Origin of the sequence: Petrotoga sp. SL27 (assembly GCF_002924605.1) — a bacterium.
Lineage (GTDB): Bacteria > Thermotogota > Thermotogae > Petrotogales > Petrotogaceae > Petrotoga > Petrotoga sibirica.
The window spans coordinates 65,738-79,884 of the sequence record NZ_JAIP01000015.1 but is presented as its reverse complement, the minus strand read 5'-3'; the positions used below and the strand labels follow the sequence as shown (position 1 = coordinate 79,884).

General features: G+C 32.8%; 20 protein-coding genes. 13 read left to right on the top strand and 7 right to left on the bottom strand.

All coding sequences use genetic code 11. The features are described from left to right. Nucleotides 1-113: 113 nt before the first annotated feature. The 3 genes from AD60_RS06480 (at nucleotide 114) to AD60_RS06470 (ending at nucleotide 2,207) form a co-directional block, all read left to right on the top strand. On the top strand, nucleotides 114-1,124 hold the full coding sequence (locus AD60_RS06480) for a mannose-1-phosphate guanylyltransferase (protein WP_103927483.1): 1,011 nt from the start codon (nucleotides 114-116) through the stop codon (nucleotides 1,122-1,124). A gap of 241 nt (nucleotides 1,125-1,365) precedes the next feature. Then, on the top strand, nucleotides 1,366-1,638 hold the full coding sequence (locus AD60_RS06475) for a LysO family transporter (protein ID WP_103876991.1): 273 nt from the start codon (nucleotides 1,366-1,368) through the stop codon (nucleotides 1,636-1,638). Further along, nucleotides 1,635-2,207 (top strand): lysine exporter LysO family protein, encoded by a 573-nt coding sequence (locus tag AD60_RS06470; RefSeq protein ID WP_103876990.1) that lies wholly within the window; start codon nucleotides 1,635-1,637, stop codon nucleotides 2,205-2,207. The genes AD60_RS06475 and AD60_RS06470 overlap by 4 nt, the downstream gene beginning before the upstream one ends. Nucleotides 2,208-2,366: 159 nt before the next feature. On the opposite strand, the gene AD60_RS06465 is transcribed toward AD60_RS06470, so the two are convergent. Beyond that, the gene (locus tag AD60_RS06465; protein ID WP_103876989.1) at nucleotides 2,367-3,755 is read right to left on the bottom strand and encodes an ATP-binding protein; all 1,389 of its coding nucleotides are present in this window, start codon (nucleotides 3,753-3,755) and stop codon (nucleotides 2,367-2,369) included. A 374-nt stretch (nucleotides 3,756-4,129) separates the two neighbouring features. On the opposite strand from AD60_RS06465, the gene AD60_RS06460 reads away from it, so the two are divergent. Next, a complete protein-coding gene (locus tag AD60_RS06460) occupies nucleotides 4,130-4,582 on the top strand; it encodes a nucleotidyltransferase domain-containing protein (RefSeq protein ID WP_103876896.1) in 453 nt (150 codons plus the stop codon). A 3-nt stretch (nucleotides 4,583-4,585) separates the two neighbouring features. Continuing rightward, on the top strand, nucleotides 4,586-5,011 hold the full coding sequence (locus tag AD60_RS06455) for a DUF86 domain-containing protein (RefSeq protein WP_103876895.1): 426 nt from the start codon (nucleotides 4,586-4,588) through the stop codon (nucleotides 5,009-5,011). A 10-nt stretch (nucleotides 5,012-5,021) separates the two neighbouring features. On the opposite strand, the gene AD60_RS06450 is transcribed toward AD60_RS06455, so the two are convergent. Further along, nucleotides 5,022-5,207: a hypothetical protein gene (locus AD60_RS06450; RefSeq protein WP_103876894.1), complete on the bottom strand. Its 186-nt coding sequence runs from the start codon at nucleotides 5,205-5,207 to the stop codon at nucleotides 5,022-5,024. 503 nt (nucleotides 5,208-5,710) lie between these two features. Here AD60_RS06450 and AD60_RS06445 point away from each other — a divergent pair. The 4 genes from AD60_RS06445 (at nucleotide 5,711) to AD60_RS06430 (ending at nucleotide 7,967) form a co-directional block, all read left to right on the top strand. Then, nucleotides 5,711-6,478: an Rpn family recombination-promoting nuclease/putative transposase gene (locus tag AD60_RS06445; RefSeq protein ID WP_255396821.1), complete on the top strand. Its 768-nt coding sequence runs from the start codon at nucleotides 5,711-5,713 to the stop codon at nucleotides 6,476-6,478. A gap of 65 nt (nucleotides 6,479-6,543) precedes the next feature. After that, nucleotides 6,544-6,744, top strand: coding sequence for a 4-fold beta flower protein (locus AD60_RS06440; protein WP_103876893.1), 201 nt, complete (start codon nucleotides 6,544-6,546; stop codon nucleotides 6,742-6,744). A gap of 148 nt (nucleotides 6,745-6,892) precedes the next feature. Further along, complete coding sequence (locus AD60_RS10395) at nucleotides 6,893-7,087, top strand: hypothetical protein (protein ID WP_199177864.1); 195 nt, start codon at nucleotides 6,893-6,895, stop codon at nucleotides 7,085-7,087. Nucleotides 7,088-7,562: 475 nt separating this feature from the next. Beyond that, the gene (locus tag AD60_RS06430; RefSeq protein WP_103876892.1) at nucleotides 7,563-7,967 is read left to right on the top strand and encodes a hypothetical protein; all 405 of its coding nucleotides are present in this window, start codon (nucleotides 7,563-7,565) and stop codon (nucleotides 7,965-7,967) included. 229 nt (nucleotides 7,968-8,196) lie between these two features. On the opposite strand, the gene AD60_RS06425 is transcribed toward AD60_RS06430, so the two are convergent. The 4 genes from AD60_RS06425 to AD60_RS06405 form a co-directional block, all read right to left on the bottom strand. Beyond that, the gene (locus AD60_RS06425) at nucleotides 8,197-9,036 is read right to left on the bottom strand and encodes a hypothetical protein (protein ID WP_103876891.1); all 840 of its coding nucleotides are present in this window, start codon (nucleotides 9,034-9,036) and stop codon (nucleotides 8,197-8,199) included. Further along, the gene (locus tag AD60_RS06420) at nucleotides 9,017-9,541 is read right to left on the bottom strand and encodes a hypothetical protein (protein ID WP_199177863.1); all 525 of its coding nucleotides are present in this window, start codon (nucleotides 9,539-9,541) and stop codon (nucleotides 9,017-9,019) included. The genes AD60_RS06425 and AD60_RS06420 overlap by 20 nt, the downstream gene beginning before the upstream one ends. Nucleotides 9,542-9,877: 336 nt before the next feature. Further along, on the bottom strand, nucleotides 9,878-10,297 hold the full coding sequence (locus AD60_RS06410; RefSeq protein WP_233186836.1) for an ATP-binding protein: 420 nt from the start codon (nucleotides 10,295-10,297) through the stop codon (nucleotides 9,878-9,880). Then, the gene (locus AD60_RS06405) at nucleotides 10,272-10,631 is read right to left on the bottom strand and encodes a hypothetical protein (protein WP_103876888.1); all 360 of its coding nucleotides are present in this window, start codon (nucleotides 10,629-10,631) and stop codon (nucleotides 10,272-10,274) included. The genes AD60_RS06410 and AD60_RS06405 overlap by 26 nt, the downstream gene beginning before the upstream one ends. Nucleotides 10,632-11,138: 507 nt before the next feature. Between AD60_RS06405 and AD60_RS06400 the strand changes: the two genes are divergently transcribed. The 4 genes from AD60_RS06400 to AD60_RS06385 all read left to right on the top strand — a co-directional run bounded on the left by AD60_RS06400 (nucleotide 11,139) and on the right by AD60_RS06385 (nucleotide 13,757). Then, the gene (locus tag AD60_RS06400) at nucleotides 11,139-12,149 is read left to right on the top strand and encodes an Rpn family recombination-promoting nuclease/putative transposase (protein ID WP_103876887.1); all 1,011 of its coding nucleotides are present in this window, start codon (nucleotides 11,139-11,141) and stop codon (nucleotides 12,147-12,149) included. Nucleotides 12,150-12,271: 122 nt separating this feature from the next. Further along, nucleotides 12,272-12,499 (top strand): UPF0175 family protein, encoded by a 228-nt coding sequence (locus tag AD60_RS06395; protein ID WP_103876886.1) that lies wholly within the window; start codon nucleotides 12,272-12,274, stop codon nucleotides 12,497-12,499. Further along, on the top strand, nucleotides 12,492-12,941 hold the full coding sequence (locus AD60_RS06390; RefSeq protein ID WP_103067224.1) for a DUF3368 domain-containing protein: 450 nt from the start codon (nucleotides 12,492-12,494) through the stop codon (nucleotides 12,939-12,941). Before AD60_RS06395 ends, AD60_RS06390 begins: the two co-directional genes overlap by 8 nt. 408 nt (nucleotides 12,942-13,349) lie before the next feature. Then, a complete protein-coding gene (locus AD60_RS06385) occupies nucleotides 13,350-13,757 on the top strand; it encodes a hypothetical protein (protein ID WP_233186835.1) in 408 nt (135 codons plus the stop codon). A gap of 95 nt (nucleotides 13,758-13,852) precedes the next feature. Here AD60_RS06385 and AD60_RS10385 read toward each other — a convergent pair. Next, the coding region (locus tag AD60_RS10385) for a VanZ family protein (RefSeq protein WP_199177862.1) at nucleotides 13,853-14,147 on the bottom strand (295 nt) is incomplete at its 5' end.

Genomic DNA, 14,147 nt, shown 5'->3' with positions numbered 1-14,147 from the left:
GTTTTTTTAGAATAAACTTAGATTTTGAACTTGGGGATCTTAAGGGGGGACCCCTTAATGGCCAAGGGTGGAGAGCGGGGCAAGGGCTCTAAAAGCTAAAAAAGGAGGCAGTTATGAAAGCAATAATCCTTGCAGGAGGCTCAGGAGAAAGATTCTGGCCTCTATCAAACTCAAAAACACCAAAACAATTCCTAAAACTCTTTTCAGATAAAACTCTCATAAGAGAAACCTATGAAAGAATGCGATACAAAATGGAACCCACTGATATATTCATCATTACAGCAGAAAAATATCAACAATTAACGATGAAAGAAATTCCAGAAATCCCCAAAGAAAATATCATCTTGGAGCCAATTCCAAGAAACACTGCACCAGCCTGCATGATAGGAACTCAAATAGCCCAAGATGATGAAATTGTAACAATACTCCCTGCCGATCATTACATTCCTGACAAATCTAAATTTTGGGACACACTATCTGAAGCAATACAAGGAGCTCAAAAATACGATGGACTATTTACCTTAGGTATAAATCCAACCAGGCCAGAAACTGGCTATGGCTATATAGAAGCAGGAAAAGCAATAAACAACTCAACATACAAAGTTAACTCATTCAAAGAAAAACCCGACCCTGAAAAAGCTAAAATCTTTCTATCAAAAGGCAACTACTATTGGAACAGCGGAATGTTCATATGGAAAAAAAGCACATTTTTAGAACAAATGAAGAAACATTCTCCTGACATTTATAATCAACTCGTAAACATCTCCCCTTGGGACACGGATAGTTTAAGAAAAATCATGCCGAATATTGAAAAAATAAGCATCGATTACGCCCTATTAGAACGCTCAGATAACGTTTATGTAGTAAAAGCAGATTTTGTATGGTCCGATGTAGGAAACTGGGTATCTGTAAGAGAACTGTTAGGATACTCAGATAACGACGAAAATGTTGAAGTCATAGATGGGGAAAATGTATTCGTTAAATCAGATAAATTTGTGGGAATAATCGGGCTATCAAATATTATAGTCGTTGAAGGAGAAAACGGTATCTTAATTACAAAAGAAGAACACTCACAAGACGTCCGAAAAATATCCGAAAAATTGAAAAAAATAGGGAAATTTTAAAAAATTTTGGGGCTTCAGAAAGGAGCCCTTTTACTTTTTCTTAGTTGGGCAAGCAACGGAGTGAAAGTGCTAAAGCCCTTTTTCCTTATGGGCGATGAGCGGGGCAAAGGGGCGCAAATAGCTACTAAGCACAGCTCACATCAAAATAAATAACTTTTAAAAAGAAAGAAGAAAGGAAAAAAGAAATGAAAATTGAAAAGATTTCCAAAAAGGTTGAGAATTAATTACGAGGTGATTCATTATGATGGTTGGAATACTAATAGCCTTTTTAATTGGCATTTTCATAGGATTAAAAGGATGGCTAAAATGGTTGAAAAAAATAAAACCCGTTTTATGGTCAACGGTTTTACTGCTCTTTTTTATGGGTTATGAAATTGGCAACGATGATACTTTGCTTTTTCAAATTAAAGAAATTGGATTCACCGCTTTATACATAGCGGTTTTTTCAATTATCGGAAGCATTCTTTTCACTTCTATTTACGAAAAGTTCTTTAAAAAGGAGAAAACTAAATGATATTGTTATTATCTGCAGTCGTTGCTGGAATAATATCAGGCATCTATTTTAACGTTTATATCCCGAACAATCTAACGACCATTTTACTAATGTTTTTAGTATTTAGTGTTGGGGTTGACATAGGAAGTGAAGAAAAGATACTCTCAAAATTAAAAATTAATATGAAAAATATACTTTTTCAATCAATATTAACTATATTAGGAAGTCTTATTTTTGGTTCCTTAGCAATATTTTTTACGGACTTGAATTTAAAAGAAGCTTTAGGGGCTTCTGCAGGATTTGGTTGGTATTCTCTTTCAGGGGTTATGATAAGCAATCTCTATTCTCCTGTTTTGGGGGCAATTTCTTTCACTGCAAATGTAATTAGAGAAATTTTAGCAATAATTTTAATTCCTTTAGTTGCTAAATGGTCCCCTTTAGGAGCAGCATCAATTGGAGGGGCTACTTCAATGGACACAATGCTTGGAGTAATAGCAAAAAGCACCAATAAAGAAACTACTCTAATAGCCTTTGGACAAGGAGTAATTCTTTCTCTTTCAGTTCCTGTCCTCATAACAATAATTTTTTAGAATGATTATGATTTTTGATTATTATCAAATAGATCACCAAAATTTGAATTTTACACATTAATAGTGTATAATTATAGTGTACTTTTAAAAAGGTACTTACACTTTTCGTTTAGTAAGTGCACCCGTTTTAGAATTCTTACGTTTTTGTAACTGTCAAACTCAGGACACAAAATCTTTAAAACTTATTAAAATAACATTATTACTGGCTTTGGCAAAATTCAAGGTTTCTTTCGTAAAACCGTTTTTCGAGAAAAGTATATAAAATTTATTCTCAAAATGAAATAAAGCCCCTTTATCCATAAGTTTTTTAACTACCGACATGTCTAACAATGTATTTTGCCATTTGCATTCACCAAGAAGAAGGTTTTTCTTATCGTAGGCTACTATATCGATTTCTTCTTCTATTTTTTTAATGGGGTTATTGCCCCACCATTTTCCAATATTTTCAAAAACGAATGGTAATTTACCCTCGACATTCATTTTCTTCAGGATTTCAACTGAAATGTCTTCGAAAATGGGGCCTATGTACTCATTCATAAATGGCTTTATTTTATTTTTTATGACGAAATCCGCCAATCCTTGTTCAATTAATGCTTTGTTTTTAAAAACAAACCTATACCAAAATTTAAAGAAATTATCCTTAATCTTGAAAATACTACCCCTGCTTTTTCTACCAATCGGTTCAGGTTTTATTCTTTCAACGATCTTCAGATCAATCAAGGTTTCCAAATACTTAGCCACTTTGGAATTATCGAAACTGATTCTTGAGGAAATTTCATTCAATTTTCCGTTTCCTTCTGCCAAAGCTTCTAAAATAGAATTGTAAATCAAAGGCTCCCTTAATTCTTGCCTTAGCAAGAATGTAGGTTCTTCGTTAAGATACGATGATTTAAATAATATTTTTTGTTTTATATTTTCATAAACGTCCACCTTTTCATCAAAGGTGAACAAGTATTGTGGTGTGCCCCCTAAAACACCGTATGTGTTGACTTGTTCCTCCCAAGAATATTTTGGGAAAAACTTTCGACTGTCAAAAAAACCAAAAGGGGTAATCTCAAATTGTGCGGTTCTTCTCCCATACAATGGGCTTTTATAACCCAAGACTTCATTTCCCATAAAACTGACATATGAACCACAGATTATCAAAAATAATTTGGTGTCTTTCAAACTATGATCTATCAATTTCTGTAAAATCGATGGAATACTACGATTCGCATTTACTAAATATTGGAACTCATCAATTACTATTACTAATCTTTCTTCTCTTGTTCTACTGGCAATAAAGATGAAAGCTTCTTCCCAAGAATTAAACCCAGTTAACCCCCTTAGATTGAAAAATGAAAACACCTCTTTAGAAAATTTTTCTAATGAAACACTATCTACTGACTCGTTGGCTACAAAAAATATAAAAGGCTTTTCTTTGCAAAATTCCAAAAGTAAGGTGGTTTTTCCAACCCTTCTTCTACCATATACAACAACAAATTGGAATTTGTCTTCTTTATATAGTTTGTTTAAAGCTGCTAATTCTGATTCTCTGCCAATAAACATGTAAGTCACCTCTATAACTTACTCGTAAGTTACTAACTCATGAGTAAGCAACTCTAAAGTTAGTAATATTATACCACAAAATTATGGTTTTGGTGAAAAGACTATTATTTTTTTACAAAATATACTATAAAACCTATTATACGTGAGCTATATGATAAGATAACACACTTTCAAAAACATATGGTATAATTAAATTTACAAAGAAAACAATTTACCCCTCTTATGAGCGGGAAGCGACAATTAATTTTAAAAAGGTCACAGGGCGCTTTTCCTCACGGGCGGGGAGCGGGGTGAAAGGGCGCTGCATCTATCTTTTTAAAGTTTCCCAAGACAGTATAAGATTTAAATACAAAAGAATTAAGCAGGTGAACAACATGGTTCAGAACAAATTAGAATTCCTAAAAGATTTGTGTAAAAAATATAAAATAGGGTTAGTCTATTTGTTTGGTTCGCAGAAAGAAAAGGCTTATCAGTTACTAAAAAACAATGGAGATAACGATATAAAAATAGATGATCCCCTCACCGACATAGATGTGGGAATAGTTTTTTTGTTTGATTTGGATAGTATAAAGCATAGATACAAACTTTATGCCAATATATACAATGAATTAGAAGAATTATTCAAACCTTACAAATTGGATCTGGTTTTTTCACAAGAAACTCATTCTGTATTCCAAACTGAAGCTCTAAAAGGCATATGCGTATATAGTGAATCAGAAAGTTTCAAAGATGAATATGAAATGATGGTATTAAGGCGTGCTGCGGATTTTAAATATGTACTCGATTTATACCATAAAGAAGTATTAGAAAAATATGGAGAGAAATGAAAAATGATAAATAAAGAACTTATTAGAGATAGATTGATTCTTATCAATGACTATCTAATTCAGTTAGAAATACTGTCTCACTTATCAAAAGAAGAATTTCTACGAGATAGAAGAAACCCTGCAGCCGCTGAAAGCTTTCTCCGAAGGTCTTTAGAAGCAATCTTTGATATTGGAAGGCATATATTAGCTAAGACAGGTAACATAGATATGTCTACGGAATATAAAGCTATTGCTTTGGGGCTTGGAGAAAAAGATATTATAAACAAGCATTTAAGCCAGAAATTAAGTCAAATGGCGGGTTATCGAAATAGATTGGTCCCTCTGTATCACATGATCTCTCAAGAAGAGCTATACGATATAATAACAGAAAATTTGGATGACATTAGACAATTCATTAAAAACATAGAAAAATTCATCGAAAAAAATTGATGAGGTATCCTCAAAAATTCCCTCCAATTTTAAGAAATACATCGCGAATTCTATCCAACTTCCTTACAAGATCCACATCATTCAGCTTTTCGATTTTACTCATTGCAAACTCTTCGTTGCCTATTTTAAATACCGCTGTGTAAAAGATCATTGGTTCCTTTCCTACCGGTAAGCCTTCAAGATTAATGTAGAACATCCCTTCAACTTGGCCACTACTCCCTCAAGCGTTTCCCTATCATCCTTATTATACCATTGCCTTTCTCATTTTCTAACACGCACGCACGAAACCTCTTATAAGCCGATTTTGTTTCGCTTACTCTTCCTGGAATGGTGGGCAGGAAAGCTAAACTATTTCCACTTTCCTCAAACGGGCAAGTTGCAGAGTAAAAGAGCAAAAAACCTTTTCCCTTATGTGGAAAAAACAGGGTCTAAGGGACCGCAGGTCCCTCTTCCACATGGGTGGGCAGCGTGGTAAAAAAGGGCGCTAATAAAGATACTTTTCCTCACGGGTGGGCCGCGGGGTAAAAAGGAACAGACCCCTTTCCTTATGGTTGAAAAGCGGGGAAAGGGACCGCAGGTCCCTCTTCCACATGGGTGGGCAGCGGGGGAAGGGCGCTATAAAACTTATTATGCGAGAGTTGGATAATAAAATAGCTCACCTTCAAAAACATATGATATAATTATGTTCACAAAACAAAGATAAATGGACAAGATGGATACATATACATTTTGATGGAACACAAAAGCTACATTGAAAGTAAAGTAATCTTTCAACTGTTGAGATACATTACGAACATATGGGAAGAAAAATACGATCCCAAAACAAAAAAGGTACCAATAATAATACCGATGGTAATATACCATGGAAGAGAAGTCTGGAACGTAGAAACGAACTTATCAAATATGGTACAAGGGATAGAAGATTTATCAGACGAACTAAAAACATACTTACTTACATACCGTTATGAAATATGTGACTTCTCAATCAAAGGGAAAAAAAGGATAATAGGATTAACAGCGACGAAAGTTGCATTAGAAGCAATGAGAGCAGGAACTGCAATGACCGAAAAAGAATTTAAAGAAAGATTAGCAATAGTATTCGCATACATAAACCAACTACCAGAAGAACAGGTACAAGATTGGTTTGAAGGGTGCATGATCTACCTACTAAACGTAAGGGAAGATATAACGATAGAAGATATATTAAAGGTACAAAAAGAAATAATGCCTGGAAGGGGTGAAATAGTTATGACGATAGCCGAAAAGTTGAGGAACGAAGGAATGGAAAAAGGAAAACTTGAAGGAGAAAGAGAATTTGCAATTAAAATATTAAGCAAAAGATTTGGTAACCAACTAACTGAAGAAATAAAAGACAAGATAAGAAAAGCAGATGAGAAGACGATAGACTACATAGAAGATAACTTGTTAGAAATTACCATAGAAGAACTAAAAGGGTTATTGAAGTAATGGTAGTAAACGAAGCTCTTCACCTTTTCCTAATGGGTGCGGAATAGTTGAGGAGGTCGGATAAAATGGAGCCAATTTATAATCAAGAGAGCCAAACTGTCAGATGGTTAAAGAAAGAGGTAATTTACAATATCTATGGTACACCTCCAATTGCAAGAGGAGACGAGATTTTTAATTACTATGGATATTATCTTAGAAGGTTAGATCGAGGTTTCTTTAGTGATAAAGAACGTTATGCCGTAGCATTTTCGCATGGAGCAATATGAGGACCAGTCTTGCTTGTGCCGAAGGTTAAACCCGTCCTACCTCTTCCGACTTTTCCCCCAGTTCCGCCCGTACCGCAAGTGCCTCTTATTCCCTCGCTTAGTTGGTCAAATCTTGACTGGGGAGAATTTTTGAAAGGAGGTTTTTGAAATGGCAACTTTAAGTATGGATGGCTCTTATGAGCTTACAACAGAAAAAGTTGATGAGGTAGTTACTAGGAAATCCCCTGGCAACTACGGGTTGGGATATACTCAAAATAACACATTTTATGTACGCTATGTGGGTCGTTCGGATGATGATATAAACGAAAGACTAAAACAGTGGGAAGGCAAAAACTCGAATTGATATACTCACTTTAAATTTAGCTATGCAACTTCTCCAAAAATGGCGTTTGAGAAAGAATGCGGAAATTATCACGATTTTGGTGGGAAAGATAAACTCGACAATAAGTATCACCCTCAACGCCCAAATGGAACCAATTGGAAATGCCCCATGTGTAATATTTATGACTGAGCTACTTCTACTAATAACAGATAAAAGTTTTTGCCCAAATTTCCTTCGTCGACTTCTTTTATTCGCCGAACATTACTGGAAATAGTTTGACTGCTCGAATCAGAATATTTGAAATGATTAAATACTTGATTATGTAAGCTAATCAGTCATATGTCCATCGGTGAAAACCGAAGAATTGTTAAGAATTATCGTAATTAACGATACCCATACTTTCAGGAAAAACACAAAATATATTAGAAAATGTGAAAAGGAGTAATTTCCTTTTGAAGATTCACAACATACATATCATACGAAAGGATTAGCAGTAATGAAAAAGAAAAATTTTAAAAAATTGTTAAAAAGAGTAAATAGAAGTTTTGGAATAGTTACAGAAACAATTATGATGAATGAATTAAAAAAATTAAACGAAAATGAATGGCGATATTGGTTATTTAGCGTTGATGACGTTATAAAAGATGAAGATTTCAAAAAAGAGTTTGAAATGAAAGGTATAGTGAGATATTCATTTGAATTGAAGAAAGAATTTACATATGCACAACTTTTTTATCCTCTAAGTCAATGGAGATCAGGAAATATTATGTTTGATAATAAATATAAATTAGCATATTGGGACTATGTAAATGAATTACAATTTGAATTTTGGGCTAAATTAATAGAGGGAAAATTTAATTTAGAAAGAATTTTAAAGGAAGAATTTAATTTTCTCTTTTAAAACAAAGAAAAAGTAAAAAATGGTAGTTAACAAAAGAGAATTCATTAAAAAATTTGTTGAGGGTAGAAATTTGGAGAAAAAATAATCTATTGCAGGCACTTACCAAACGAAAAGTGTACCAAAAAAGTGCCCGCTAAACGAAAATTAGTCTCTACATCTTTATTTTTATTTTACAAGGAAGTTCTTTTTTCAAATTCTTTCTTTTTTATTTACAGGAATGCTTCTTTACCTATTTAAATGACTCATTAATAGGGATTATTGAATTTGCTATTCTTTTTTCATTTTTTACAGGTGTTGTGTAATATCTTTGATCAATTCCATACAATATACTTTTTAAATCTTCATCGCTTTTTACGACAAATGCGCCTTTTTTTCTCTCTAAATTAGGGCAATAATCTTTAATGTAATCAAATATTTTTTTCTTTTCATCACTATTAAAATTTTTCATTGTGTCCATTGCCAAGGCAATTCTTTTTCTATTTGATTTTTTCACCTTTTCAGAAGAAAATCCCTGATCAAGGCATATGAAGCTTTGTTCTAAAAATTCTCTTGTTTCTTCCTCAGTTGCTTCTTTATATAATTCTTCTATCCCTTTAAAGATTGAGGTAATAGAGGTTAATTTTTTGAAGTATAATTTATCTTGATCTTTTAAATAAATAGCATCCGGAATATCATTAATTACTATAAATTTAGTATTTTCTTTGAATTCAAATGCGTCTCCAATATATAATAACTTTTTACTTACAATATGAGAACTTAACACTCTTTGAAAGTAATATTCATTCTTATCTTGATATGAAAAAATAAAATCTATTTTATCTATTTCAAGTTTTTCTAATTGTAGATACTCAACAGACTCAAAATTGTTTTTTAGAATATCAAGGCAATATGGTTTCTTTGAAAATTCAGATATAACAAACCAAGAATCTTCGTCTAAATTGTGATCTGGTAAATACTCAATTGGATTATCTAAATCCTCAGGTAATTTATAAAAATTATCATCAGATGTTATTTTTCTGTATTTATTATCATTACCTCTTTTTCTTATTTTAGCCATCAGATGATTCACTTTTTGCCCCTCCATTATCTATAAAAGTATAATTATTGATACGTTTTAAATTTTCAAAATGTACATCGCTTGGTTTTCTGAGAACCTTTCTTGTAATTAAAAAAATTTTTATATTATTTTCTGTTGTTACATAATAAAAGTGTCTCTTCCACAAAAGGAAAAGAGGATTAAAATAAATAGTTTGTGAAAAGTAAGTAAATACAAACAAAATCAGAAAAACAAAAACAAGAGTTTCGACATCAGGAACACTTAGAGCAACAAAAAAATACCCTAAATAACTAGGTAAATAAGCATTATTTGCATGTTCTAAATCTTTTACATTTCCTTCAATACTGTCTGTACTTAAAAAACGAGTGCAAAGAAGGCTTGAACCCGTCATTAAAACAGGAAATGAAATAAATATTAGATAGGAAACCCAATTCGGAGCTTTATTTATTATTATACAGTGCTGTTTTATCAAAAAAATCACAATCAATAATGAAGTAGCATTTAAAGTCAAAAACAATTTATATAATATTTTAACCGCACCTCAACCTCCTAGGGAAGAAAATTCTCTGTTCTTAGTTTAGTCTTTACAAGCTGTGGCACTCTGGAGAACAATGTTTACAACCATCTATTCTCCAATCAGAATATCTGCGTTGCGCTTCTTTTATGGCTCCATGACAATCACGAAAATTACCCAATTTCTCACGATCTTTAACTCCACTTAACCAAGTGCAATTATCTTCATGTACTTCATAATGTATGATTCCTTCTTCATATTTAGGGGTCAAATTCAAATAATAAACTGGCAACTCAAATCATCTCCTAAAAATTTTTTTGAACAGAGAATTTTCTTCTTTCAAAAATTAACAATAAAATTATATAACTTTTTACATTTTTCATACCTTTCAGAGAATATTTGGAACATGAGTTGTGTAACTTGGTCGGATAACTGCACGTATCCTAGTTCATCAATTATCAGTAAATCTACTTTGCTCAACTTTTTTTGGAACTTTGTTAGTTGTCGTTCTTCTTGCATTTCAACTAAAATGTTCCCAAGATTGGCTGCTGTGAAAAAACTTACTGTTTTCCCTTTCTTACATGCTTGTATTCCTATCGCTACACTTATGTGTGTTTTTCCTGCACCTAGTGATCCTAAGAACAAAAGATTTGCCTTTTCTTCGATGAACTTACATTGACTGAGTTCCAGTATTTCTTTATGGATCAGTTGATAAGTATCCACTTTGCTTCTTTTATCCTTCTTTTTGATTGATACCAAGTTTCTCTTCTATCTTCCTTACTTGATAGGTGAAGGAGGAATAACTTCCTTTGTATCCTTCTTCACAGATGAGTTCGTATATACGTCTTTTGGTTAACTTTTGGTTCTTGGGTTGGTTTGAATTGTATTCTAACAAGTGTTTGATACGTTTTTCAAAATCTCCATTTACTGGTTTATCTCTCTCAACGTTCATATGATACTTCTGTTCTGGGTTCTTGATAGCTCTTTTGACCGTCGCTCTGTGTATCCCCATTTCTTTTGCTATTGCTCTTTGACTTTTGTGTTTGTTAAAATACAAAAATCTTATATAATTGTATTGTACCTTCTCTATCACCTTCCTTGAACCCCCTTCGGGGTGTTTCCCCCTGTAAAATTTTTTGTTCAAATTTATTATACAGGATTTGTGTGATAGGGTGGTACACTTTTCGATGAATAAGTGCAAAAAAATTGGTTAGATCATAAATCGATGTCTTTAAAATGATACTCTTTTCCCTCAACCCAAACATTCTTCTTTGATTTAAAAAGCATTCTCTCGATCTACAAGATGAACGGTCTTCAATAAAACGGGCAACGGAGCGAAGGGCGCAAACAAAGAACTTTTTCCTTATGTGTGAAAAACAGGGTTTAAGGGACCGCAAGTCCCTCTTTCCTTATAGGGTGGGCTGCGGGGGAAGGGCGCTAGAAAACTCATTATACAGAAGTTATATGATAAGATAACGCACATTTAAAAAGATATGGTATAATTAAATTAACAAAGAAAACACTTCACTAATTCTATGGGCGGGCAGCAGGGCGAGGGGGTGCTAAAAATAACAAAAAATAAACCAAAAAGGAGAAGCTTATGTCTAATCCAATAAAAGATTCGATTTTCAAAGAATTATTTGAAGACAGAACCGTATTCTATGACTTTCTAAAAGCCTTTCTACCAAAAAAGATCACAAAACAAATAAAAGAAACAGATTTAAAACGTGAACAAACTGAACTAATAGGCAAAGACTTCTCCATAAAAAGATCGGACATACTATACAAAATAGAAAAGGGAAACGCCCCGAAGGGGGTTCAAGGAAACGGTCAAGATGTATACATATACCTATTGTTAGAACATCAAAGTAAAGTTGACCAACTGATGGCATTCAGGATGTTGGCATATAAGGTAAGGATATGGGAACGATATGTAAAAAGTCACAAAAAAGAATCGGAGCAAAAAGGATTCAAACTGCCAGTCATAATAGGGATAGTTTTTTACGATGGAAAAGCGAAATGGACTTCACCAATGGACGTAAAAGAGAAGATAACAGAGATAAAAAACATGGAAGAATACTTAATAAAAGCAAATTATGAACTAATAAATTTAAGCAATATAAAAGAAGAAACGATAATAAACATGAAGAACGCACTAGGGGTAATCTTATTAACGGACAAACCAAACGTAAAGATAAAAAAAATGGAAGAGTTGCTAAAGATGATAAATGAAGATATAATATCGAAGTTGCCAGAAGAAGAAAAAGAAAAGTTTGATAAACACAGAAACGCATTCTTAGAATTGCTTAGAAAGAGGACAGATTACAAAGAGATAGAAGAAAGGTACGAAGAGCTAAAAGAAATGGAGGTGCCAAAAATGTTTAACACATTAGAAGAGATAGCAAAAAGAGACAGAGAAAAAGCTAAAGTGGAAGGAAAACTTGAAGAAAGAAAAGAATTGATAATTGAGATTCTAAACCAAAGGTTTGGAAAAGATTTAGATAAAAAATTAGAAGAAAAGATCAGAAAAGCAAATGAAGAAACCATAAACCAAATAAAGAAAAATATTCTTAGTATAACCATAGAAGAATTAAAAGAAATATTGAAATAATGGTAGCAGACGAAGTCACAATCCCTTTCCTTAGATGGGTAAGGAGTGGGTCATAGGAACGTTATCTATGAAATTTAACGTTTCTAAAAAGCGAGTATAAATATTTTACGAGGAGTGTTTTTATGAAATCCATATCTATAAATCTACCAGATTTTATCGATTTAAATGAAAAAGAAATCAAATTGTTGATAGCCTCAAAATTATATGAAGAAGGCAAGTTATCCATAGGAGAAGCTGCACAACTAGCGGAACTTTCCAAGAGAGCTTTTATTGAAATATTAGGTCGTTTCGATGTCTCACTATTTAATTACAATGCTGAAGAATTAAGAAATGATGTGAAAAATGCCTAATTACATATCTGACACAAGTTGTCTAATTGTTTTAGACAACATTGATATGCTGTTCATACTAAAAGAGCTTTATGGAAATATATTTATAACGCAAGAAGTTTTAAAAGAATTCGAAAAACCGATTCCCGAATGGATAAAAGTTCGAGAAGTTAATGATAAAAAATATTTAAAACTATTATCTACGTTTATTGATTTAGGAGAAGCAAGTTCAATAGCTCTAGCTTTAGAAAAAGAAGATGTAATTTTAATTTTGGATGACTTGAAAGCAAGAAAATTAGCAAACAAGTTAAATCTCCAAATTACTGGAACGTTAGGCGTTATTATTAGCGCAAAAAATAAGAATATAATATCTTCTCTTGAAGAAGTTTTAAACAAATTAAAGAAAGCAGGTTTTAGAATTTCTAAGGAATTAGAAAACGAAATTTTAAAATACGAGAACTAGCCGCATTGCACTTACTAAACTAAAAGAACATCAAAAATTCCACAAAATTCACCAAGCCCTTGTTTCACAGTCGAAAACATAAAGACCTAGCCAAAAAGACACCTTATGAAGACGTTTTGTATATTTTTAATAATAAAGTATTTTATCCCTGGCGAAGCCCTTTCCTACTTCCTTAGAAGAGTGGGTTGCGGGGTAAAAGGGAAACACACTTTTTCCTAATGGGCGGGTAGCGGGGTGAAAGGGCGCTAACAAAGATCCTTCTCCTCACGGGTGGGGCTGCGGGGGAAGGGCGCTATAAAACTCATTATACAGCAGTTATCCGATAAGATAGCTCACCTTAGGAAAAAAAGGATAATAGGATTAACAGCGACGAAAGTTGCATTAGAAGCAATGAGAGCAGGAACGGCAATGACCGAAAAAGAATTTAAAGAAAGATTAGCAATAGTATTCGCATACATAAACCAACTACCAGAAGAACAGGTACATGAATGGTTTGAAGGGTGCATGATCTACCTACTAAACGTAAGGGAAGATATAACGATAGAAGATATATTAAAGGTACAAAAAGAAATAATGCCTGGAAGGGGTGAAATAGTTATGACGATAGCCGAAAAGTTGAGGAACGAAGGAATGGAAAAAGGAAAACTTGAAGGAGAAAGAGAATTTGCAATTAAAATATTAAGCAAAAGATTTGGTAACCAACTAACTGAAGAAATAAAAGACAAGATAAGAAAAGCAGATGAGAAGACGATAGATTACATAGGAGACAATTTATTAGAAATAACCATAGAAGACCTAAAAGAGTTATTGAAATAATCTTTTTTACCAAATTCATTATACAGGATTTGTGTGATAGGGTGATATGCTTTTCATTTAGTAAGCTCAAACGCTATGTAAAAAAAGATAGCGTTTTATTTATACCTTAGATAAATCTCCTTACAAATCTTATAAACCACATAAATTACCAAAATTATTATATTAGCAAAAACAGCTCCTGAAATATCTATAAGAACATCATTCAATAAAGAACCTCTGCCAACAAACTCTTGAGAATATTCATCTAATGCAGCAATAAGTGCTGGTAAAGATACTCCAAGTAAAGTCCCTATCAATAATCTCTTTGAATACAAATATCCAAACAACCAAGAAAACACACCAAGTATAAAATATATTCCAAAATGCCCACTTTTTCTAACAAGCGCTATC

Excerpts from the sequence above, each read along its gene's own strand:
- AD60_RS06480 (WP_103927483.1), top strand. The coding sequence starts at position 114 with ATGAAAGCAATAATCCTTGCAGGAGGCTCAGGAGAAAGATTCTGGCCT.
- AD60_RS06465 (WP_103876989.1), bottom strand. The coding sequence starts at position 3,755 with ATGTTTATTGGCAGAGAATCAGAATTAGCAGCTTTAAACAAACTATAT.
- AD60_RS06390 (WP_103067224.1), top strand. The coding sequence starts at position 12,492 with ATGCCTAATTACATATCTGACACAAGTTGTCTAATTGTTTTAGACAAC.
- AD60_RS06470 (WP_103876990.1), top strand. The coding sequence starts at position 1,635 with ATGATATTGTTATTATCTGCAGTCGTTGCTGGAATAATATCAGGCATC.
- AD60_RS06455 (WP_103876895.1), top strand. The coding sequence starts at position 4,586 with ATGATAAATAAAGAACTTATTAGAGATAGATTGATTCTTATCAATGAC.
- AD60_RS06400 (WP_103876887.1), top strand. The coding sequence starts at position 11,139 with ATGTCTAATCCAATAAAAGATTCGATTTTCAAAGAATTATTTGAAGAC.
- AD60_RS06430 (WP_103876892.1), top strand. The coding sequence starts at position 7,563 with ATGAAAAAGAAAAATTTTAAAAAATTGTTAAAAAGAGTAAATAGAAGT.
- AD60_RS06475 (WP_103876991.1), top strand. The coding sequence starts at position 1,366 with ATGATGGTTGGAATACTAATAGCCTTTTTAATTGGCATTTTCATAGGA.
- AD60_RS06385 (WP_233186835.1), top strand. The coding sequence starts at position 13,350 with ATGACCGAAAAAGAATTTAAAGAAAGATTAGCAATAGTATTCGCATAC.
- AD60_RS06460 (WP_103876896.1), top strand. The coding sequence starts at position 4,130 with ATGGTTCAGAACAAATTAGAATTCCTAAAAGATTTGTGTAAAAAATAT.
- AD60_RS06395 (WP_103876886.1), top strand. The coding sequence starts at position 12,272 with ATGAAATCCATATCTATAAATCTACCAGATTTTATCGATTTAAATGAA.
- AD60_RS06440 (WP_103876893.1), top strand. The coding sequence starts at position 6,544 with ATGGAGCCAATTTATAATCAAGAGAGCCAAACTGTCAGATGGTTAAAG.
- AD60_RS10395 (WP_199177864.1), top strand. The coding sequence starts at position 6,893 with ATGGCAACTTTAAGTATGGATGGCTCTTATGAGCTTACAACAGAAAAA.
- AD60_RS06450 (WP_103876894.1), bottom strand. The coding sequence starts at position 5,207 with ATGTTCTACATTAATCTTGAAGGCTTACCGGTAGGAAAGGAACCAATG.